Raw genomic sequence first — 19,601 nt, 5'->3', positions numbered from 1 at the left:
CTCGCCGCCAGCCTTTCGACGGCGGCGAGCACCTCCGGACGGAGCCGGGCCAGGAAGGCGCGCTTTCCGGGACTGGCCACGATCAGCCGTAGAGGGTTCCGGTGTTCACGACCGGCGTGGGTTCGCGGTCCGCACAGAGGACAACCAGGAGGTTGGAGACCATGGCCGCCCGGCGGTCATCATCCATGTGGACAACGCCCCGCTCCGCAAGGGCGCCCAGGGCGCTCTCCACCATGTCCACGGCCCCCAGGACAATCTTGCGCCGGGCGGCGAGGATGGCCTCGGCCTGCTGGCGGCGCAGCATGGAGCCGGCGATCTCCGGGGCGTAGGCCAGGTGCATGAGGTGGGCCTCGTCCACGACCAGGCCGGCGACCCCGACTCGCGTCTGGAGGTCCTCCTTGAGGACGGCGCCCACCGTCTCGGAATCGCTCTGGAGGGACAGCTCCCCCTCTTCATGGCTGTCGTAGCCATATTGCCGGGCCACCTCGCGAATAGCGGTCTCCACCTGGATCCGGACGAAGGCCAGGTAGTCCTCGACATCATAGAGGGCCTGGGCGGGCTGCTCGACACGCCAGACGATGTTGGCGGCAATCTCGATGGGATTGCCCCGGCGGTCATTCACCTTGAGGGTCTCACTGGTCATGTTGCGGACCCGCAGGGAAATTTTGCGTCGGGCCATCCAGAAGGGCAGCCAGCGCAGGCCGACTCCCCGGTCCGTACCGGAGTAGCTGCCAAAGGCAGCCGCGACGATCCCCTGGTTGGGTTGGACGGTGTAGAGACCGACGAGGATCAGTAGGGCGACCAGAATAAGCACCCCGGTGAGCAGGGGCGTGGCCTCGGGGTAGCGCACCAGCTTGGCGGCCCCCGCCGCCAGCAGGGCGAGGCCCAGGATCGCCAGAGGCCCGCCTGCACGGGCCGGAGCCCGCCGTTCTGTGGTCGCGGAATGCGTGGAAGCTTCGGTCATTGCGGTCTCCTTCAATCGGCTAAAAGTGATATCACTTTCATATCACTCTTCAAGGGTATTCAAGCCCGGCCCTCCCCGGCCCTGACTGTGGATCCGGTCAATGGCCGCCCCGAGCTCCGCGGGCAGGGCCAGGCCCGGGGCGGCGGCGCAGTCCTCGAGGTGGGCGAGACGGGTGGTCCCGACCACGGCGGCGGATACCCCGGGTACGCCCAGGGTCCAGGCCAGGGCCGCCTGGGCGCCAGAGATGTCGGACCGGCCATGCAGGAACCGAAACCGGCGACCAGCAGCCATGTCGGCGCGATGGGTCTTCAGGGCCCGGGCCAGGTACCAGGCGTCCCGCAGGCGCAGATTCCTCCAGGCGCGCGGTGCCGTGTGCCCCATGGCCAGGGGCATGCCCGCCAGCACCCCCTTCCCCGCCGCCGCCGCGCGGGCGGCCAGGGGAATGCGCTCAGGCCTGAGAACGTTGATGTCGACCATCACGGTGTCGATCTGCGGCAGGACCAGGGCGGCGTCGATGACGGTCGGATCGAAGCTGTTGACGCCAAGATGCCGGAACAGTCCCCGGTCTCGCATGCGCCCGAGACCGCCGAGGAAATCAGGGGTCAGTTCGCTGGCGGCCGGGCCGTGGAGGTGGACGAGCGGGAGGACGTCGAGGCCCATGCGACGGAGGCTTTCCACCAGGCTCGCCTCTATGGCCGGCAGGGACATGTCGCGGCGCACCCGCCCCCGCGCAAAGGTCGTGCCCGCCTTGGTGGCGATGACGAGGCCGGACAGGTCCCGTCCCGCTAGGGCGCGGCCGAGCCGGGCCTCGGCCTGTCCCCGGGAATAGGCCGGGCCGGTGTCGAAGAGGGTGATCCCCAGGTCCAGGGCGCGGTGGACCAGGGACCGGGCCTCGGCCTCATGGAAGGCGGGATGGCCCCAGAAGGAGGCGGCACCGAACCCGATCCCGGAGACCTGCAGGCCGGTGCGGCCGAGCGGTCGCTTCTGCATGGTCGGCTCCGGGACTGGTGGGCGGCGAGGGGTTCGAACCCCCGACCCCCTGGGTGTAAACCAGGTGCTCTAACCGGCTGAGCTAGCCGCCCCTCCCGCCCGCAGGCGTGCGACTGTCTACCGCTCTTCGCGCCGATGGGAAATCCGGTAGGCGGCTCCGGACGCCCTCAATTCAGACTTCGCTTCAGGCCATCGCCGGCCCGGAAGCGCGCCGTGTGCATGGCCGGGCGTCGGACCGCCTCCCCTGTTCGCGGGTTCCGGGCCAGGCCCGCCGGCCTGTGGAGCCTGGAAAAGGTCCCGAAACCGACCAGCCTGACTTCCACCCCATCCCGCAGGGCGGAGGAAATGGTGTCGAGAAGGGCGTCCAGAACCCTGCGGACGTCTGGCGCGGCCAGGCCTGCGTTCTGAGAGACAGCAGCGATCAACTCGGTCTTGTTCATGAGGCGCACCCCCCCCCGGGTGTCGTTGTTTCGAGCCTCGCCTCAAACAAAAACATGCCCGGGCGAAGCCACGCCTCTCATCATGACCAGCCCCGGCGGCGTGTCAAACACCGCCGGGGACACGAGGGTCAGTGGGTCAGGACAGGCTCGTCCCCAGAGGCTTCCGTAGCGGGAGGCGGCGGGGGCTCGGTCCATTCGATCGGGGTAAGCGTACGCACCAGGGCATGGCCGAGGACTTCGTCCACTGAGCTGACCGGAAGGATCTCCAGCCCCGCCTTGACGTTGTCGGGTATGTCCTGGAGATCCTTGACGTTCTCCTGGGGGATCAGGACCGTCTTCACGCCCGACCGCAGGGCTGCGAGCAGTTTTTCCTTGAGGCCACCGATGGGAAGGACACGTCCACGGAGAGTAACCTCCCCGGTCATGGCCAGATCCTTGCGGATGGGCACGCCGGTCAGGACCGAGACGATGGCGGTCGCCATGGCGACCCCCGCTGACGGTCCGTCCTTGGGGGTTGCGCCCTCAGGAACATGGATGGCGACGTCCGTGCGCTCGAAGATCGGAGGCTCGATACCGAACTGGGTCGCGCGGCTGCGCACATAGGCATGGGCGGCCTGGACGGACTCCTTCATCACTTCCTTCAGGTTGCCGGTCACCTGCATCCGGCCCTTACCCGGCATCTTCACCGCCTCGATGGTGAGGATGTCGCCGCCGAAGTCGGTGTAGGCCAGACCGGTGATGATCCCGACCTGATCTTCGCCGTCCATCTCGCCATACTTGAAGCGCCTCACGCCGGCGTAGTCGGCGACCCGAGCCTCATCGACCAGGATCGGACCGGCCTCTTCGCCCACCTTGCGCCGCATCAGGTCGCGGACCGCCTTGCGGGCGAGGTTGCCGATCTCGCGCTCGAGGGACCGCACCCCCGCCTCGCGGGTGTAGTAGCGGATCAGGTCGCGCATGGCGGCGTCGGACAGTTCGAACTCAGCGGCGGTCAGGCCGTGGTCCTTCATCTGCTTGGGCAGGAGGTGCCGGCGGGCGATCTCGACCTTCTCGTCCTCGGTGTAGCCCGGGATGCGGATGATCTCCATGCGGTCCAGCAGGGGCTGGGGCATGTTGAGGCTGTTGGCCGTGGTGACGAACATGACCGGGCTCAGGTCATAGTCGACCTCGAGATAGTGGTCGGCGAAGGTGGAATTCTGCTCCGGGTCCAGCACCTCGAGAAGGGCCGAGGACGGGTCACCCCGCCAGTCGGCACCCATCTTGTCGATCTCGTCCAGCAGGAAGAAGGCGTTGGTCGACTTGGCCTTCTTCATCGACTGGATGATCTTGCCAGGCATGGAGCCGATGTAGGTGCGCCGGTGGCCACGGATCTCGGCCTCGTCGCGCACGCCGCCCAGGGAGACCCGGACGAACGAACGGCCGGTCGCCTCGGCAATGGACTTGCCCAGAGAGGTCTTGCCGACCCCAGGCGGACCGACGAGGCACAGGATCGGCCCCTTGAGGGACCCCGTACGGGCCTGTACCGCCAGGTACTCGAGTATGCGTTCCTTGACCTTCTCCAGGCCAAAGTGATCGTTCTCGAGGATGGACTCGGCCTTCTCCAGGTCGATGGGCTTGGACTTCGGCTTTCCCCAGGGAATGGACAGCAGCCAGTCGAGATAGTTCCGAACGACAGTGGATTCCGCTGACATGGGGCTCATGGACCGCAGCTTCTTCAGCTCGGCGTTCGCCTTGACGCGGGCCTCCTTGGACAGGCGGGTACGCTTGATCCGCTTTTCCAGCTCGGCGAGTTCGTCGCGCTCGGGATCCTGCTCGCCGAGTTCCCGCTGGATCGCCTTCATCTGCTCGTTCAGGTAGTACTCGCGCTGGGTCTTCTCCATCTGCCGCTTCACGCGGTTCCGGATCTTCTTTTCGGTCTGCATAACCGAGATCTCACCCTCCATCAGGGCGTAGACCTTCTCCAGGCGCTTGGAGACACTGAAGATTTCCAGCAATTCCTGCTTGTCGGGGATCTTGACATTCAGATGCGAGGCGATGCGGTCCGCCAGTTCGCCCGGATTCTCAATGCCCGAGAGGGCCGAGAGCGCCTCTGGGGGCACCTTCTTGTTGAGCTTGACGTAGTTTTCGAACTGCTCGCTGACGGCCCGGGTCAGGGCCTCGATCTCGGCCGACGGCGCAGCGTCCTCGGTCACCAGGGCAACCTCGCCGGAAAACCATTCAGCTTCGTCGACGAAACGGACGATCCCGGCCCGGCCGCGGCCCTCCACAAGCACCTTAACCGTGCCATCGGGCAGGCGCAGGAGCTGCAGGATCACGGCGATGACGCCAACATCATAGATACCCTCTGCGCCGGGGTCGTCATCATCCTTGTTCTTCTGGGTGGCGAGCAGGATTTCTCTCGCCTCGGACTTCATCGCCTCCTCGAGGGCCCTGACGGACTTATCCCGACCCACGAACAGCGGGACCGGTTGATGCGGAAAGACAACGATGTCCCTGAGGGGGAGGATCGGAAGCGTGCGGGCTTCGGTCATGGTCACTTGCTCCATTCCGGCCCCCTCTGATGAGCAGGGACGGCAGCGCCCCCTGCGACGATCGCCAGGACGGGCGGTTGAGACATTTATGTGGCGCGTCGCCGGGCGGGTTCAAGCCACCTGGGCCACTCACCCGTGGACAACCCCGGAAAAGGCGGGGCACCGAACCCGGTCAGTTCAGTTTGGTAATCCGCGCAGAGCCGTTGTCGTAGCGACAGGTGAAGGCATAGGAGACCGCCTTGGGGCCCACGTCGACAGAAACATAGCCCTGCACATTCCAGCCTCCGGAGGACGCCGAGGTGGTGGTGATACGGTCGATACGGGGACGCTGCCCGTAACGCGAGACATCGGTAACGGCCTCGGCGCGGCAGGCCTCGACGGCGATTCCGGACCCGGACGCCCCGGCCGACCCGCCGGATCCCGACGGCGGCTTGGAGGCGTTGTTCTGATTCGCGGCGGCGGCCATGGCCCCGACGAGGAGCCCGCCGATCAGCAGGCCGCCAATGAGGGCACCCGTGTCGTCCTTCTTTTGGCTGTTGTTGGGGTAGTATCCTTGGTCGGGATAGCCTGGGTTGGGATACTGGCCGTAACGGTCCTGGACCTGAAACCGGGCGCGGCACCCGCGATCGACCCAGATGCCCCGGCGGTCCTGCCCCCAGGTCGAGCCCTCCGTGCAGGGACCCCGTCCGTCGGAGTACTGGCGATCGAGATAGGCGCGACCGCTTGAGTTCACCGGACACCAGTTCCGCTGGTAGTTCTGGGACGAACAGGTGACATAGGAGTCCGCCCGGGCGGGAACCGGGGGCGCTACCCCGACCACTGCGGTGGCGGCAGCGGCGAGGACCAGTATCGGACGCATGAGAGTCTCCTTGCTCGGCCTTCGGCAATCTAGTCAGGCGGTTGTGCTGGCGGCAACCTGAATGCAAGCTGACTGTAGTTTCCGAGGAGGGTGACATGAAGGCGAATCTCTCAGGCCTGATTTTGGCTTCGGCATTAGCCGCGACGCCGGCGACGGCGGGAGCGCTGGAGGACGCCCTTGGCCGAGGGACACTGAGGGTGTGCACCGCCGAGGCACCACCCTTTGTTTTCCGCTCATCCGGCGGCGAACACATCGGCCATGAGATCGATATCGTCTCGCGCCTGGCGAGCGACGCGGGCCTCGTCCTGGAGCTCAAGGTCGGCCCGATGAGCGATGTCCTGGACCGGCTGAATGCAGGCGAATGCGATCTTGCTGCCGCGGCCCTGGCCATCGCCCCGGACAAGCTCCTCAAGGCGTGGATGACCAACCCCTACGCTGAATCTGAAATCCGCATCGTCGTCAGCTCCAAGGCCCCCATCCCGTCAGGCCAGCTGAATGTTCCGGAGACCGCGATCGGGATTGTCACAGGAACCCTGGCCGCCGACCTCGCCCGGCTCGCCCTGCCCCAGGCCACCTTCCGCGAGTTTGTCGATCTGGCGGGGGCCCAGCGCGCCCTGGATGATGGTGCCGTGAACGCCCTCGCCTTCAAGGAGCCGGTTCCGACCCTGACAGTGGCGTCTTCTGCGCCCCAGCGCTACGTGATCGCTTCAGGAGCGCCGCTGGGACGCACGGCTGACGCCTTCGCTCTGCGCAAGGGCGACACCAACATGCTCAACTTCCTGAACGGATGGATCTCGGCGCGGAGGCGTGACGGCTTCCTGACCTCGACCGAGGCCTACTGGCTTAAGGGTCTGGACTGGATGGCGCGGGTGAAGCCGCTCACCCCTCCCAAGTGATCAGGCCGCGCCGCCCTTGTCGCGGCGCTCGGCATAGATCACCAGGGGCTGGGACCGACCCTCGACCACCTCGGCGTTGACCACGACCTCCTCGACGCCTTCCCAGGTGGGAAGCTCGTACATGGTGTCGAGCAATATGTTTTCGAGGATGGAGCGCAGGCCCCGGGCGCCGGTCTTGCGGGAGACCGCCTTGCGGGCCACCGACGTCAGGGCGTCATCGGTGAAGGTCAGGCCAACGTTCTCCATGTCGAACAGGCGCTGGTACTGCTTCACAAAGGCGTTCTTGGGCTCGGTCAGGATCTTGACCAGGGTCTTCTCATCCAGGTCATCGAGGGTGGCCAGGACCGGCAGGCGCCCAATGAATTCCGGGATCAGACCGAACTTCAGCAGATCGTCGGGCTCGACCTGGCGGAAGATTTCACCTGTCCGGCGATCCTCCGGATCGGAGACCCGGGCACCGAAGCCGATCGAAGTGCCCTGCCCGCGCGCCGAGATGATCTTGTCGAGACCCGCGAAGGCCCCGCCGCAGATGAACAGGATGTTGGTCGTGTCTACCTGCAGGAATTCCTGCTGGGGATGCTTGCGCCCCCCCTGGGGCGGGACGGAGGCGACCGTACCTTCCATGATCTTCAGGAGGGCCTGCTGGACGCCCTCGCCGGAGACGTCCCGGGTGATGGAGGGGTTGTCCGACTTGCGACTGATCTTGTCGACCTCGTCAATGTAGACGATGCCGCGCTGGGCCCGTTCGACATTGTAGTCCGCCGCCTGGAGCAGCTTGAGGATGATGTTCTCGACATCCTCCCCGACATAGCCGGCCTCGGTCAGGGTCGTCGCATCGGCGACGGTGAAGGGCACGTCGATGATTCGGGCCAGGGTCTGGGCCAGCAGGGTCTTGCCCGTACCGGTCGGACCGATGAGCAGGATGTTGGCCTTGCCCAGCTCGACATCGTTGTTCTTCGAGGCGTGGTTGAGGCGCTTGTAATGGTTGTGGACCGCGACCGAGAGCACCTTCTTGGCGTGGTCCTGGCCGATCACATAGTCGTCGAGGACTTCGCGGATCTCCTTGGGAGTCGGCACGCCATCCTTTGATTTCACGAAGGAAATCTTGTGCTCTTCGCGGATGATGTCCATGCAGAGCTCGACGCATTCATCGCAGATGAACACGGTCGGGCCCGCAATCAGCTTGCGGACCTCATGCTGGCTCTTACCGCAGAATGAGCAATAGAGGGTGCTCTTCGAATCCCCGCCGGCGGCCTTGGTCATGCGTTTCTCACTCCTTCGACGGGCGACCTGACGACGCACCGCCGAACCCCGGGCAAACCGTTAAGACCCGATTCAGCCTAAATATGACGGATTGCCAAAGTCTTGACAGTCCCCCATGCCAGCCCCGGCGACAAGTCCGGGTTCTGCACGCCAAGCCTATAGCGCAAACCTGTGGCATTGTCGTCATGGGGCGAATCCTCGCAGTTCCGCCCCTTCGGATGAATTACAGAGGATCCCGGTCGGACCGTGCCCGCGCCCCCAGAAAGCCTGCTCCAGACCGCGATCGATCCAGATGAGTATCTGGCTGATGATCCCTCGCGCCCGGTCGGAATCGTGGCCTTCGACTTCGACGGCACACTGACAGTGCGGGACAGCTTCACGGACTTTCTGTCCTGGAATGCGGGAGGCTTGACCTGGCTGCGCGGCCTGGCGGCGCTCGCGCCAGATGCCATTCGGTATCTGGCGAACCGGGATCGGGCACGCCTCAAGGGCGCCGTAGCTCGGCAGTTTCTTGCCGGCACGCCCCTGGACGACCTGGAAGCGCGCACCCGCGCCTATGCGGAGGCCCGTTCCCGCAGCCTCCTGCGGCCAGACGCGCTGAAGTCCTGGCGCTACTGGCGCTCGCGGGGGGCGACCCTGGTCATTGTCACCGCCTCTCCGGAGTGCCTCGTCGCGCCCTTCGCCCGCGGCCTGGGCGCCGATCACCTCCTGGGCACGCGTCTGGCTGTCGACGCTGAAGGCCGCCTCACCGGGGACCTGGACGGCGCAAACTGCCGAGGCCCTGAAAAGGTGCGCCGCCTCAGGGAGATCTTCGGAGAGGATGTGCGTCTGACCGCAGCCTATGGCGACACATCCGGGGACCGGCAGATGCTGGCGATCGCCGTCCATGCGGGCTTTCGCGAGTTCAGCGAGCGCCCCTGATCCCGGCCCCGGAGTGGCCTCAGTCGTCGCCCCGGTTTTCCTGGACCACGTCAACGAGACCCCAGTCGCGGGCCTCCTCGGGGGTCATGAAGGTGTCTGCATCCAGCATATCCTCGACCTCTTCGTATGTCCGGCCGGTATGCTTGGCGTACAGTTCGTTGAGCCGCCGCTTGATCTTGAGGATGTCCTCGGCGTGCCGCTCGATGTCAGACGCCTTGCCGGAATAACCGCCCGAAGGCTGATGAACCATGATGCGGGCGTTCGGCAGGCTGATCCGGCGCCCAGGGGCCCCAGCTGCCAGGAGGAAGGAGCCCATGGAGGCGGCATAGCCCATGCACAGGGTCGCCACGGGGCTTCGGATGTATTGCATGGTGTCGTAGATCGCGAGGCCTGACGACACCACCCCACCCGGGGAGTTGATGTACATCTGGATCTCTTTCTTGGGGTTCTCGGCCTCAAGATAGAGAAGCTGGGCGCAGACCAGGGCGGACATGCCGTCCTCGACCGGACCCGACACGAAAATCACCCGCTCCTTCAGGAGCCGGGAGAAGATGTCGAAGGCGCGCTCGCCCCGGCTGGTCTGCTCGACCACCATGGGAACCAGGTTGAGGGCAGTCGTCACCATATCCGGCATTGGCTTGCACCTTGGGTCTGAATCGGCGCCCCGTCAGCGGAGACGCTCGCACTCGATATCGCGTTTCAACAGGGCCGTGGCAAGGCCGCGACCCGAAATGACCGTGCCTAGGCCTTGTAAGCCGCCGGCATGTCGTCTTCCCTGAGCAGGTCTTCCTTGGAAACCTTCTCGTCCTCGACCTTGGCCCTGGACACGATCAGGTCGACTACCTTCTCCTCGAAGATCGGAGCCCGGATTTGGGATTGGGCTGAAGGATTCTGGCGCAGGAAATCGAAGATCTGCTGGGCCTGGGGTCCATAGCGCATGGCTTCGGCCCGCATGGCCTCGGCGAGCTCCTGCTCGGTCACCTGGACATTGTTGATCCGTCCAACCTCGGCGAGCACAAGACCCAGGCGAACCCGGCGCTCGGCGATCTTGCGGTACTCGACCTCAAGCTGGGCATCGGACTTGTCCGCATCTTCGGGTGGCAGGCCGCCAGCCGTCTTGTCCTGCTGGACCTGTTCCCAGATCTGGGAGAACTCGGCCTCGACCATGCGGGGCGGAAGCAGGAAGTCGTGCTTCTCGTCCAGAATATCGAGCAGTGCCCGCTTCAGCTTGAAGCGGGTGGCGCCGGCAAACTGCGACTGCAGGTTGGAGCGGAGCAGTTCCTTTAGCTTCTCAAGATTCTCGATGCCCAGGCGCTCGGCCAGGGCGTCGTCCACCTTGCTCGCCTTCGGAGCCCGGACTTCCTTGACCTGGACGGTGAACTCGGCGTCCTTTCCGGCAAGCTGAGCAGCCTGGTACTCGGCGGGGAAGGTCACCTTGACCAGGACCTCGTCGCCGGGCTTGGCACCGACGAGCTGCTCTTCGAAACCGGGAATGAACTGGCCGGAGCCGAGGGTCAGGGTGGCGTCTTCCGCCCCGCCGCCCTCGAAGGCCTCGCCGTCCACCCGGCCAAGGAAGTCGATCAAGAGCTGGTCGCCATCCTTGGACTTGACCGTCTTCCCCTTGCGCGGCTCGTAGGTCTTGCTGGACTCCGCCAGCTCGGCCAAGGCCTCGCCGACCTCGTCTTCAGTGGGCTCATAGATCGGGCGCTTGAGGGAAATTTCCGAGAAGTCGGCCGGTACGAACTCTGGGATCACCTCCAGGGCGATCTCGTAAGCCAGGTCTGACCGGCCCTCGACCACGTCCTGGATGTCGCCTTCCGGACGCAGGTCCGGCTCGCCCGCGGGCCGCAGGTTGTTGTCGGAGAGCACCTTCTGGGTGGTCTCGTTGATGGTCTGCTCGACGATCTCGCTCATCAGGGACTTGCCGAACAGCCGGCGGACGTGCCCGGTCGGCACCTTCCCCGGGCGGAACCCCTTGAGGTTGAGGGTGGGCGTGATCTCGGCGATCCGCGCCTCGACCTTCTCGGCCAGAAGGGCCGCAGGAACGGTCACGCCGTAGACACGGCTTAGACCTTCAACCGACTTCTCAACGATCTGCATAGACATTCAAGCTATCGGAGGGGCCCGCGATTTTCGCGGTCCCGGTCCGCCTTCTTCCGGAAAAACGGCGCCGCCGAAAGCCGGCGGCGAGGGGGCCGTCCTTATGTCACGCGACCGGGCGCGGGCCAAGAGCAAAGCAAGGCCTTACGGTGCTGTGGAAGTTATCGGGCGACAACCCCGGCGGGCCTACCTGCAGGCCGGACTGTCGGCTATCCGGCAATCTAGCCGGGGTCCCGGTGCTAATGCGTTAACCCAAGGACAAACCCGCGTCCAAGGCCCAGGCTCTTGTCGACGCGGAGGTACGGCAGCGACCAGCGGGGTGGAAGTCATGCGGCAGGCGATCAAGAACCGAGGCAGTGCAGCGAAGCGGGTGGGGACCGCAGCCGCCATGGTCGTCACCCTGACCGGAGGTGGATCTGCCCTCGCCCAGGAGACAGAGAGCTCGTCCGAGCCGATCATGACGGCGACGGCTGTCGCCGCCCCGCCCGCCGTAGCGGCACCGATCGATTACATTGTCCCGGACCTGTCGCCGGCCCGAGGCGCGCCCCGGGCCTGGCCGTCGGCTGGATTCACACTGCGGCCCAGCGCCGCCATCCTTGGGGACTATACCTCCTTCTCCCAGGACGACGACAGCGTGGCCCAGGTCGGAAAGCAGAAGGACACCGCTGAGTGGCGGAGCTTCCGCTTCCAGGTCCTGGGCTCGTTCGGTGGCACCTACCGGATCAATTACCAGCTCGGCGCTGAGTACAAAGGCTTTGACTCCGACCCGACGGACAACTGGCAATTGACGGACATGTCGGTCACCTTCCCGGTCGGTGCTAGCACCCGGGTGGCGGTCGGCAAGATCAAGGAAACCTTCTCCTATGAGATGGTCGGCGACGCCGCCAACCTGCCGCAGAGCGAGCGCGTATTGAGCCCATTCTTCGTCTCGAGGAACACCGGGGTCCGCGTCACCCATGTCTTTGGACCCACCAAACGTGTCAACGTCTCCTACGGCTTCGCCAATGACACCTGGGACATCGGGACCACGACCCATCGCGGGACCGACTATTTCGGCAGGGTCTCGGGCCTGGCCTGGGATGACACCGCGAACGGGCACTACCTGCACCTTGGCGCCTCCTGGCGTTACGTAGCAGACGACGGCAAGACCCGGTACAAGGGCCGGCCTGGGTCCAATGTCTCTTCCAACTATGTGGACACTGGCGAATTCCCCTCAGACGGAGCCAACCATTACGGGCTGGAGGGCCTGGTGAGCTGGGGGGGGCTGTCCCTGCTGGGCGAGTACACAAGGGCGGACGTAAAAGCTCCGGCCAAGGGCGATCCAAGGTTCAGCGGCTGGTACCTGACAGGCTCATGGGTGATGACCGGCGAGTCCCGGCCCTATGATCGTAAGTCCGGCTACGCCCGGCGGGTGATTCCGACCTCGCGCTGGGGTGCCCCCGAACTTGTGGTCCGGTATTCCGATGTTGACCTTGACGACGGGCCTGTCCAGGGCGGACGCTTCACCCGTGTCGACCTTGGCGTGAACTGGTGGGCGACCACCCGGTGGAAGTTCGGGCTCGACTGGGGACATACGGAGCTGGATCGCATGGGCAAGTCTGGAACCACAGACACGGTGCTGACCCGGATCCAGTGGGTGTACTGATGCCGGATCCCACCGCACCGGAAGCCCCAAGCGACCTGCGGGCGGGAATGATCTGGGTGCCCGGCGATGCGTTCACCATGGGCTCCGACCGGCACTATCCGGAAGAAAAACCTGCGCGCCGGGTCCGGGTGGACGGGTTCTGGATGGACCCGACCCCGGTCACCAACCGGCAGTTCGAGGCCTTCGTCCGGGCAACTGGCCATGTGACCACCGCAGAGATTCCACCTCGGGCGGAGGATTATCCCGGCGCAGACCCCCGGATGCTCAAGGCGGCCTCCCTGGTGTTCACGCCCCCCGCGGGACCGGTTCCCCTGGAGGACGTCTCACAATGGTGGGAGTGGTCCTTCGGGGCCTCCTGGCGGCGGCCCCGGGGCCGGAAGAGCAACCTGAAGGGCCTGGAGGACCATCCGGTGGTCCATGTCGCCTGGGCTGACGTCTGCGCCTACGCGGCCTGGGCTGGAAAGGCGCTCCCTACCGAGGCGGAGTGGGAGTTGGCGGCCTGGGGCGGCCGGGCTTCCGACACCGAATTTGCCTGGGGAGATGAGCTGGTTCCCGGCGGACGACACATGGCCAACACCTTTCAGGGGGCCTTCCCGCACGCAAACACCTGCGAGGACGGCTTCCGCTGGACATCTCCAGTGGGAAGCTACCCGGCGAACGACTATGGCCTCGTGGACATGATCGGAAACGTCTGGGAGTGGACCACGGACTGGTATGTCGCCAATCCCGGCACTGTCACCAAGAGCCCCTGCTGCGTGTCTGAAAACCCCCTGGGCGGGGCTGAGGGCGCGAGCTTCGATCCTGCCCTCCCCCGAATCCGCATCCCAAGGAAGGTGCTGAAGGGCGGCTCGCACATGTGCGCGCCCGTCTACTGCCGCCGCTACCGACCCGCCGCCCGGCACGCCCAGGCGATCGACAGCTCGATGAGCCACCTCGGCTTTCGCTGCATCATCCGCCCCTAGGCGCCAAACGGCCCGGTCCTGGCCATGAGGCTCAGGATCACGAAGATTCCGAAGAGCAGCAGGGTAAAGGCCGCCACCAGGGCGAGGGAGACCGGAAGCCTGGGCTCGGGCGGCAGAACCTCGGCCATCCCCTCTTCAGCCCTCTGCCGACGCAACTGCAGCATGTAGCTGACGTGGGAGGCGATCCCGAGGGCCAGGAGGCAGACACCCAGGGCCACCAGGGTCAGCCCGAACCGGGCGGGCGCCGCCCCGGGAATAGCCTCACTGAGCAGCTTCTTGTCCGCCAGGGAGCGGAAGAAGGAGAAGATCGTGAACCCGAACCCGATGAGGGACAGGGACGTCCTCTGGACGCTCATCAGGGTCCGATCGGCCGCCAGCCGCGTCCGCTGGAAGGCAAGGGCGGTGCGCATCGCCGCCATGCGATCGCCGGGGCTCATTTCCGTCTGGCTCATCAATTCCCCTTTCGGAAGGCAACAGGTTAGAGCCCGCCGGGCGGATCCGGAACAATGGCCATCAGCATATCCCTCAAACTCGAGATCATACCTTTACATGATCTCCGAAAACCTCAACTTCATTGAACTCTTCAGGGGTTTTGTCATGCTTGAGCACTTGTTTCGTGAGGTCGCCCAGACGGTCGGCCTTCTGGCAGAAGCTGCAGTCGTCCTGATCGTCGCCTGGGGTGCCGCGGAAGCTCTGTTCCGGACTGTCAGGCTCGTCGTCCTGCGACACGGCGCGCTGGGCGGACGCCGGGAAATCTGGCTGGGCTTCGCGGCGTGGATCATGCTGGCCCTGGAATTCGCCCTGGCGGCGGATATCATCCGGACAGCCATCGCCCCCACCTGGGAGGACATTGGTATGCTGGGCGCCATCGCCGCCATCCGGACCGGGCTCAACTGGTTCCTGGCCCGGGATATCACCCACTTCAATTCTACGAGCGAGCACAAGGCCTGAAATGCCTGACGAAGGCCTGCAGGGCCGGCGCGCGCGGCGCATGGACACCGTCTCGGCGATCATGTTGGCCGCAGCAGGGGTGGCATCCGCCTGGGCGACTTATCAGGCCACCCTCTGGGGCGGCGTCCAGGCCAGTAGCTACGCCTCCGCTTCAGCGAAGGTGACTGAAGCCGCCCGGCTGGAACTCCAGGCGGGACAGAAGACCGGCATGGAGACGGCGATGTACATGGCCTGGCTGTCGGCCGCAGCCAGGAACGACCGCGAACTCATGACCTTCTATGAGAGGCGCTTTACCCCTGAATTCGGAAAAGTCTTCGATGTCTGGCGCAACCAGTTTCCTGCCGACCTGAGGGGCCATGTCCGGGAAGGATCCAACATTTCGTTGCCGCGCACCGAACACTCCGAAAGCCTTGAGGCCAAAGCCATGCGCGACGAGGCCACCGCCCTGTTCAACCGGGCTGAACAGTCGGGTTCGACGGGCGATCGCTATGTCGCCTCTACCGTGACCCTGTCCCTGATCCTCTTCCTCTTGGGAATCTCGACCATCGTCCGGTCGGAGGGACAACGCCGTTTACTGGTAATCGTCGCGGGAGGCCTTAGTCTTGCGACGCTTGTATTTGTTCTCACTCTGCCCGTGGCCTCGCTCTAGCGAGCCTCGGACCCCACCATGAACTGGTAGGCGGCTAGGACCACAGTAGCGACGACCACGAATAGCAGAAGGTTGACCAGAAGCTCTGGCTGGGTTTCCCCCAGGGCGGCGCCCGCCAGGGTCAGGGCGACGCCGGGATGCCGGGATACGGCGGCCTCGGCCGAAGGGACCTTGTCCGAGACGTCCCCCCTGACGAAGAGATGGCCAAGGATCACGCCGGAGATGGCGACGACCAGGCTGGCCGGAAGCGCCGGGGTCGAAGCCGCAGCCACCAGGGCCGGCCACATCCCCACCAGGATCAGAAGGGCAACGCCTGCAAGTATCACCGTGCCCGCCAGGCCCAACGGCCGGACCAGGCGGCTGGCCAGCTCCGGTGAAGCTTGCCTGAGCCCCATGCCGATCAGCAGCGGAACGAAGACTGTCATTCCAAGGGTCGTCATCATCGCCGATATTGGCGAATCCATCTGCACGCCGAAGGCGCTGGAAAGGAGGCCCAGGTAAAGCGGGGCCAGGACCAGGGACAGGAGGGTGCCCGTCACCTGGAAGGCGGTGACCCAATCGGTGTCCCCGCCGAACTTCAATTGCTTGCGAGGCAGGATGGGGGCGATGGGCGCGATGGAAAGGGCCAGGATCACCGCCCCGGCAGTGGGACCAGGAACCCCCATCCGCACCACCAGATAGGCGACAAGAGGAACCGCCACGAACATGGCGGCGAGGGCACCCAGGATCTTCTGGCGGTCCTGGGCATCTGAGAACACCCTGAAGATGGAGCCGAACCTGGCCTGAAGGCCGATCGACACCACCAACAGGAAAACGCTGGAGGCCGCCAACAACTTGATCAGGGAGGGTGTCAGCATTGTCAGCTCCAGTTTCAGGAAGACGCCTCCGGATCCGGACTACCGGACCCGGAGGCAATCAACGTCAGGCGCCGCCCGACGCACCCTGATGCATCTTTTCCATCACAGCATCCAGATTGAAGCTGGCCGCCTTCTGGCGCGGTGGGAACTCCTGGAACGAGGCCAGGAACTGGGCAACCAGGCCTTGCGCCGGCACCAGCAGGTAGACGTGGTCGAACATCCAATCCCAGTAGCTGTTGCAGGTGATGTCTGCGTGCTCGTAGGGGTCGGTCCGGAGGTTGAAGATCTTTGGGGTCCGCAGGGTGACCAGGGGCTCCGACCAGATCATGCAGGTGCCGGGGCACCGCTGCTCCATGAAAACGACCTTCCAGTTGTCGTAGCGGAGGCCCGAAAGCTCGGCATCGTCCGTGAAGTACAGGAAGCCGATCCGGGGGCATTTCTCGTCCTTGCCCGTGATGTAGTCGAGCAGGTTGTAGCCGTCGAGGTGCACCTTGAAGTCGTGACCGTCGATCTTCGTGCCCTTGAGCAGGTCTGCCTTGACGTCCGTCGCGCCGGCGATGGCTGCCAGGGTCGGCAGCCAGTCGAGGTGGGAGACGATGTCGTTGGAAACCGAGCCCGCCTTGATCTTGCCCGGCCAGCGAACCATGGCGGGAACGCGGTAGGCGCCTTCCCAGTTGGTGTTCTTCTCTGAGCGGAAGGGGGTGGTTCCGGCGTCAGGCCAGCTGTTGCAGTGCGGGCCGTTGTCGGTCGAATACATCACGAAGGTGTCGTCGGCGATGCCGAGTTCGTCGAGCAGGTCGAGCAGGACGCCGATCGCCTTGTCGTGGTCGATCATCACGTCATGGTACTCGGACTGCCACCGGCCGGACTGGCCCAGGCTCTCGGGCTTGGCGTGGGTACGGAAGTGCATGTGGGTGGTGTTGAACCACACGAAGAAGGGCACGCCGGCATCATTGTGGCGCTTGATGAAGTCGACGGCCTTCTCGAGGACCTCGTCGTCCATCGTCTCCATCCGCTTCTTGGTCAGCGGACCGGTGTTGACGATGGACTGGCCGCCCTTGCCATCCGCCTTGCAGTGCAGGACGCCCCGGGGCCCGAATTTCGACTTGAAGTTCGGGAAGTCGACAGGGGTAGGATAGTCGCGCAGCTCGGGCTCTTCCTCGGCGTTCAGGTGATAGAGGTTACCGAAGAACTCGTCGAAGCCGTGCATGGTCGGCAGGTGAACATCCCGGTCGCCCAGGTGGTTCTTGCCGAACTGGCCGGTAGCGTAGCCCTGGCCCTTCAGGACCCGTGCGATGGTGGGATCTTTGGCACTCATGCCGATATCGGAACCGGGCAGGCCCACCTTGGTCAGGCCGGTCCGGAGGCCGCACTGGCCGGTGATGAAGGAGGCGCGACCGGCGGTGCAGCTCTGCTCCGCGTAGTAGTCGGTGAAGAGCATTCCCTCTTCGGCGACCCGGTCGATGTTCGGGGTGCGATACCCCATCATCCCCTTGGTGAAGATCGAAAGGTTGGACTGACCGATGTCGTCCCCCCACATGATGAGAATGTTTGGGCTACCCTTGGGCATGGCGTTCCTCTCCGCTCTCAGAAGGCCGAAGGCAGCCTTCGTCGTGAACCGATATTCGGCAAGAAGACGCTAGGATGAGGGGGGGGTGCCGGAATAGCTGCAGCTTGCGACTACCGGCATAACCCTACGCTTGATCAAGCTGCCGGATTCCGTTCTCGACCATGAGATGGGTGGCGAGGGCCATGATCCGCTGTGCGGCCCCGGAGAGGGGCCGGCTGGCGGCCTGGACCGAGTGGGCGCGGTGCACGAATTCAAACTCGCTGATATTGATTCCAACCACATCGAAGAAGCGCTGGAGACGCCTCAGCAAGCCAGGTGAAACCAGGCTGTAGACATCGGCCCGCTCAAGCAGTTCGCCGATCTGGTAGAAGTCGGACCCGACAAGCGCGGGCTTCAGGGTTCCGCCCGTGATGGTCTCCAGCCATCGGGAAAGGTCGGGGTAGACCCCCGGCATGGCGATCCGGTAATCGAGCAGGTCTGCTGGCCTAACCTCGAACTTGGTGACGAGCGGATGCCGCCTCCCGACCAGCACCACCGGACGAGTCCTCAGGATCTCCTTCGTCAGGAATTCCCCGCCTACTCGCTGGGGCTCAACGTGAAAAAAGCCAAAATCCAGGCGTCCTGACCTCAGCCTTTCAAGAAGCGACCCCGGGTCGTCCACGACGACGTCCAGGGCGACACCGGGATGAAGCCGGTGGGTCTCGGCAAGCAGGTCCGTCGCAAGTTCCACGGCGACCACGGTTCCCAAACCAACTGTCACCTGACCCGAGTGACCGCGGGTGGTCTCGTCGATGTCACGCTCGATTGCCGCCAGGTCGAGAAGGACCTGCCGGCCACGCTCGACGAGGAGGTATCCTGCCTGGGTCAGCTTGACCCCGGCAGTGGACCGCTCGAAGAGGACGACGCCGAGCCGGTCTTCGATCAGCCTGAGGTTCTTGCTGAGGCCGGGCTGGGTGAGGCCGAGAACCTCCGCCGCCTGGCGAATGCTGCCCCGGTCGGCGACGGCCATGACCTGACGGATATCCCGTGACCCCAGGACGGGTGCCCGGTTAGCCTGACTTGTCATCCACGGTTCCTCTCCCAGGGGGCCTTGGCTGGCACCCTGAATTCACACTACACACTATCACCACAGGTTACACACCACCGTCACAGGTTGAACCCGGCTTCTTCTGCGAGGCCCAACCCGCTTGTGCGGCGATCATCGGCAGCCTAGGACGACCGCTTCGTAGCCCTCCTGGCGGAATTGGTAGACGCGCGGGATTTAGGTTCCCGTGTCGAAAGGCGTGCCGGTTCGAGTCCGGCGGAGGGCACCATGACCTCGCAGACGGGTCAGTGCCGGGCGTAGAGATCAGACAGGACCTCGGGCACCAGTCCAGGCAGGTCTTCTGAGACAAGGCCGGGACCGAACCGCTCCGCGGCTACGGCATGAATCCACGCCCCGGCGCAGGCGGCGTCGAAGCCGGAGGCCCCTTGGGCGAGAAGCCCGCCGATAAGTCCCGCGAGGACATCGCCGGAGCCGGCGGTCGCCAACCAGGGCGGGGCGTTGAGATTAATGGCCGCCCGGCCATCTGGATGGGCAACCACCGTGTCCGCGCCCTTCAGCACCACCACGGCGCCGGCCTTTCGTGCCGCCTCCCGGGCCGCGTCGATCCGCGTCGGGGCGCTGGCGAGTTTGCCGGGGAACAGGCGTTCGAACTCACCTTCGTGGGGGGTCAGGACGTCGTCGACGTCAAGGAGGGCGAAGAGGTCCCCGGGCGACTGCCGGAAGACCGTGATGGCGTCGGCGTCGATGACGAGGGCGGCCCCTATCCTTCCGAGGGCAAAGACCTTTTCCCGGGTTCCGTCTTCAATCCCCGCGGCGGGCCCGATGACGACGGCATCCATGGCGGAACAGGCGTCCTCCAGCTCGTCGGCCGTATCCGCGGGGACCAGCATGACCGCCTCAAGGTGGGCGGCATTCACGGCCAGAGCGTCGCGCGGTGACGCCAGGGTCACGACGCCTG

General features: G+C 65.1%; 19 protein-coding genes and 2 tRNA genes. 7 read left to right on the top strand and 14 right to left on the bottom strand.

The genetic code is table 11. The features are described 5' to 3' along the window. Positions 1-82: 82 nt before the first annotated feature. The 6 genes from WCJ52_RS05055 to WCJ52_RS05030 form a co-directional block, all read right to left on the bottom strand. Positions 83-964, bottom strand: coding sequence for an SPFH domain-containing protein (locus WCJ52_RS05055; RefSeq protein ID WP_336902214.1), 882 nt, complete (start codon positions 962-964; stop codon positions 83-85). Positions 965-1,006: 42 nt separating this feature from the next. Continuing rightward, positions 1,007-1,954, bottom strand: coding sequence for an aldo/keto reductase (locus WCJ52_RS05050; protein WP_336902213.1), 948 nt, complete (start codon positions 1,952-1,954; stop codon positions 1,007-1,009). A gap of 15 nt (positions 1,955-1,969) precedes the next feature. Then, a tRNA-Val gene (locus WCJ52_RS05045) sits at positions 1,970-2,046 on the bottom strand. Between the two features lie 75 nt (positions 2,047-2,121). Then, complete coding sequence (locus WCJ52_RS05040) at positions 2,122-2,394, bottom strand: HU family DNA-binding protein (protein ID WP_336902212.1); 273 nt, start codon at positions 2,392-2,394, stop codon at positions 2,122-2,124. A gap of 128 nt (positions 2,395-2,522) precedes the next feature. Then, positions 2,523-4,925, bottom strand: a complete 2,403-nt coding sequence (gene lon, locus WCJ52_RS05035) for an endopeptidase La (protein WP_336902211.1) — start codon at positions 4,923-4,925, stop codon at positions 2,523-2,525. A gap of 172 nt (positions 4,926-5,097) precedes the next feature. Continuing rightward, a complete protein-coding gene (locus WCJ52_RS05030) occupies positions 5,098-5,784 on the bottom strand; it encodes a DUF3011 domain-containing protein (RefSeq protein ID WP_336902210.1) in 687 nt (228 codons plus the stop codon). A 95-nt stretch (positions 5,785-5,879) separates the two neighbouring features. On the opposite strand from WCJ52_RS05030, the gene WCJ52_RS05025 reads away from it, so the two are divergent. Then, positions 5,880-6,680 carry a transporter substrate-binding domain-containing protein gene (locus WCJ52_RS05025; protein WP_336902209.1) on the top strand — a complete coding sequence of 267 codons (801 nt, stop codon included), beginning with the start codon at positions 5,880-5,882 and terminating at the stop codon, positions 6,678-6,680. Here the strand turns inward: WCJ52_RS05025 and clpX are convergent, their stop codons facing one another. Next, complete coding sequence (gene clpX, locus WCJ52_RS05020; RefSeq protein ID WP_336902208.1) at positions 6,681-7,943, bottom strand: ATP-dependent Clp protease ATP-binding subunit ClpX; 1,263 nt, start codon at positions 7,941-7,943, stop codon at positions 6,681-6,683. Between the two features lie 246 nt (positions 7,944-8,189). On the opposite strand from clpX, the gene WCJ52_RS05015 reads away from it, so the two are divergent. Continuing rightward, complete coding sequence (locus tag WCJ52_RS05015) at positions 8,190-8,864, top strand: HAD-IB family hydrolase (protein WP_336902207.1); 675 nt, start codon at positions 8,190-8,192, stop codon at positions 8,862-8,864. A gap of 19 nt (positions 8,865-8,883) precedes the next feature. Here WCJ52_RS05015 and WCJ52_RS05010 read toward each other — a convergent pair whose 3' ends face one another. Together WCJ52_RS05010 and tig are read right to left on the bottom strand one after the other, a co-directional pair. Continuing rightward, positions 8,884-9,498: an ATP-dependent Clp protease proteolytic subunit gene (locus WCJ52_RS05010; RefSeq protein ID WP_336902206.1), complete on the bottom strand. Its 615-nt coding sequence runs from the start codon at positions 9,496-9,498 to the stop codon at positions 8,884-8,886. Positions 9,499-9,605: 107 nt separating this feature from the next. Further along, positions 9,606-10,964 carry a trigger factor gene (gene tig, locus WCJ52_RS05005; protein WP_336902215.1) on the bottom strand — a complete coding sequence of 453 codons (1,359 nt, stop codon included), beginning with the start codon at positions 10,962-10,964 and terminating at the stop codon, positions 9,606-9,608. Positions 10,965-11,292: 328 nt separating this feature from the next. Here tig and WCJ52_RS05000 point away from each other — a divergent pair, with 328 nt between their 5' ends. Both WCJ52_RS05000 and WCJ52_RS04995 read left to right on the top strand, forming a co-directional pair. Further along, complete coding sequence (locus WCJ52_RS05000) at positions 11,293-12,609, top strand: porin (protein ID WP_336902205.1); 1,317 nt, start codon at positions 11,293-11,295, stop codon at positions 12,607-12,609. After that, positions 12,609-13,571: a formylglycine-generating enzyme family protein gene (locus tag WCJ52_RS04995; RefSeq protein ID WP_336902204.1), complete on the top strand. Its 963-nt coding sequence runs from the start codon at positions 12,609-12,611 to the stop codon at positions 13,569-13,571. The genes WCJ52_RS05000 and WCJ52_RS04995 overlap by 1 nt, the downstream gene beginning before the upstream one ends. On the opposite strand, the gene WCJ52_RS04990 is transcribed toward WCJ52_RS04995, so the two are convergent. Next, positions 13,568-14,023: a DUF202 domain-containing protein gene (locus WCJ52_RS04990; RefSeq protein ID WP_336902203.1), complete on the bottom strand. Its 456-nt coding sequence runs from the start codon at positions 14,021-14,023 to the stop codon at positions 13,568-13,570. The genes WCJ52_RS04995 and WCJ52_RS04990 overlap by 4 nt on opposite strands. A 97-nt stretch (positions 14,024-14,120) precedes the next feature. Between WCJ52_RS04990 and WCJ52_RS04985 the strand changes: the two genes are divergently transcribed. Both WCJ52_RS04985 and WCJ52_RS04980 read left to right on the top strand, forming a co-directional pair. After that, positions 14,121-14,522: a DUF1622 domain-containing protein gene (locus tag WCJ52_RS04985; RefSeq protein WP_336902202.1), complete on the top strand. Its 402-nt coding sequence runs from the start codon at positions 14,121-14,123 to the stop codon at positions 14,520-14,522. 1 nt (position 14,523) lies between these two features. Next, positions 14,524-15,171 (top strand): hypothetical protein, encoded by a 648-nt coding sequence (locus WCJ52_RS04980; protein WP_336902201.1) that lies wholly within the window; start codon positions 14,524-14,526, stop codon positions 15,169-15,171. On the opposite strand, the gene WCJ52_RS04975 is transcribed toward WCJ52_RS04980, so the two are convergent. The 3 genes from WCJ52_RS04975 to WCJ52_RS04965 form a co-directional block, all read right to left on the bottom strand. Beyond that, entirely contained in the window at positions 15,168-16,028 is an 861-nt protein-coding gene (locus WCJ52_RS04975; protein ID WP_336902200.1) for a hypothetical protein, read from the bottom strand. The two genes, WCJ52_RS04980 and WCJ52_RS04975, sit on opposite strands and share 4 nt — an antisense overlap. Before the next feature lie 64 nt (positions 16,029-16,092). Next, positions 16,093-17,598: an arylsulfatase gene (locus WCJ52_RS04970; RefSeq protein WP_336902199.1), complete on the bottom strand. Its 1,506-nt coding sequence runs from the start codon at positions 17,596-17,598 to the stop codon at positions 16,093-16,095. A gap of 124 nt (positions 17,599-17,722) precedes the next feature. Further along, positions 17,723-18,664: a LysR family transcriptional regulator gene (locus tag WCJ52_RS04965; RefSeq protein WP_336902198.1), complete on the bottom strand. Its 942-nt coding sequence runs from the start codon at positions 18,662-18,664 to the stop codon at positions 17,723-17,725. 162 nt (positions 18,665-18,826) lie between these two features. On the opposite strand from WCJ52_RS04965, the gene WCJ52_RS04960 reads away from it, so the two are divergent. Further along, positions 18,827-18,911 (top strand) — tRNA-Leu (locus tag WCJ52_RS04960). 16 nt (positions 18,912-18,927) lie between these two features. On the opposite strand, the gene WCJ52_RS04955 is transcribed toward WCJ52_RS04960, so the two are convergent. Beyond that, on the bottom strand, positions 18,928-19,601 hold a 674-nt coding region (locus WCJ52_RS04955), incomplete at its 5' end, for an NAD(P)H-hydrate dehydratase (RefSeq protein WP_336902197.1).

The sequence above is a fragment of the Phenylobacterium sp. genome (assembly GCF_037138395.1).
GTDB lineage: Bacteria > Pseudomonadota > Alphaproteobacteria > Caulobacterales > Caulobacteraceae > Phenylobacterium.
The sequence above is the reverse complement of the archived record's forward strand: the minus strand, read 5'-3'. Positions and strand labels throughout refer to the sequence as shown.

What these genes read in the sequence shown, in the direction of transcription:
- WCJ52_RS04980 (WP_336902201.1), top strand. Translation starts at nt 14,524, where the DNA reads ATGCCTGACGAAGGCCTGCAGGGCCGGCGCGCGCGGCGCATGGACACC.
- WCJ52_RS04975 (WP_336902200.1), bottom strand. Translation starts at nt 16,028, where the DNA reads ATGCTGACACCCTCCCTGATCAAGTTGTTGGCGGCCTCCAGCGTTTTC.
- WCJ52_RS05025 (WP_336902209.1), top strand. Translation starts at nt 5,880, where the DNA reads ATGAAGGCGAATCTCTCAGGCCTGATTTTGGCTTCGGCATTAGCCGCG.
- clpX (WP_336902208.1), bottom strand. Translation starts at nt 7,943, where the DNA reads ATGACCAAGGCCGCCGGCGGGGATTCGAAGAGCACCCTCTATTGCTCA.
- WCJ52_RS04965 (WP_336902198.1), bottom strand. Translation starts at nt 18,664, where the DNA reads ATGACAAGTCAGGCTAACCGGGCACCCGTCCTGGGGTCACGGGATATC.
- WCJ52_RS05000 (WP_336902205.1), top strand. Translation starts at nt 11,293, where the DNA reads ATGCGGCAGGCGATCAAGAACCGAGGCAGTGCAGCGAAGCGGGTGGGG.
- WCJ52_RS05030 (WP_336902210.1), bottom strand. Translation starts at nt 5,784, where the DNA reads ATGCGTCCGATACTGGTCCTCGCCGCTGCCGCCACCGCAGTGGTCGGG.
- WCJ52_RS04985 (WP_336902202.1), top strand. Translation starts at nt 14,121, where the DNA reads ATGATCTCCGAAAACCTCAACTTCATTGAACTCTTCAGGGGTTTTGTC.
- WCJ52_RS05055 (WP_336902214.1), bottom strand. Translation starts at nt 964, where the DNA reads ATGACCGAAGCTTCCACGCATTCCGCGACCACAGAACGGCGGGCTCCG.
- tig (WP_336902215.1), bottom strand. Translation starts at nt 10,964, where the DNA reads ATGCAGATCGTTGAGAAGTCGGTTGAAGGTCTAAGCCGTGTCTACGGC.
- lon (WP_336902211.1), bottom strand. Translation starts at nt 4,925, where the DNA reads ATGACCGAAGCCCGCACGCTTCCGATCCTCCCCCTCAGGGACATCGTT.
- WCJ52_RS05040 (WP_336902212.1), bottom strand. Translation starts at nt 2,394, where the DNA reads ATGAACAAGACCGAGTTGATCGCTGCTGTCTCTCAGAACGCAGGCCTG.
- WCJ52_RS04990 (WP_336902203.1), bottom strand. Translation starts at nt 14,023, where the DNA reads ATGAGCCAGACGGAAATGAGCCCCGGCGATCGCATGGCGGCGATGCGC.
- WCJ52_RS05050 (WP_336902213.1), bottom strand. Translation starts at nt 1,954, where the DNA reads ATGCAGAAGCGACCGCTCGGCCGCACCGGCCTGCAGGTCTCCGGGATC.
- WCJ52_RS05010 (WP_336902206.1), bottom strand. Translation starts at nt 9,498, where the DNA reads ATGCCGGATATGGTGACGACTGCCCTCAACCTGGTTCCCATGGTGGTC.
- WCJ52_RS04995 (WP_336902204.1), top strand. Translation starts at nt 12,609, where the DNA reads ATGCCGGATCCCACCGCACCGGAAGCCCCAAGCGACCTGCGGGCGGGA.
- WCJ52_RS04970 (WP_336902199.1), bottom strand. Translation starts at nt 17,598, where the DNA reads ATGCCCAAGGGTAGCCCAAACATTCTCATCATGTGGGGGGACGACATC.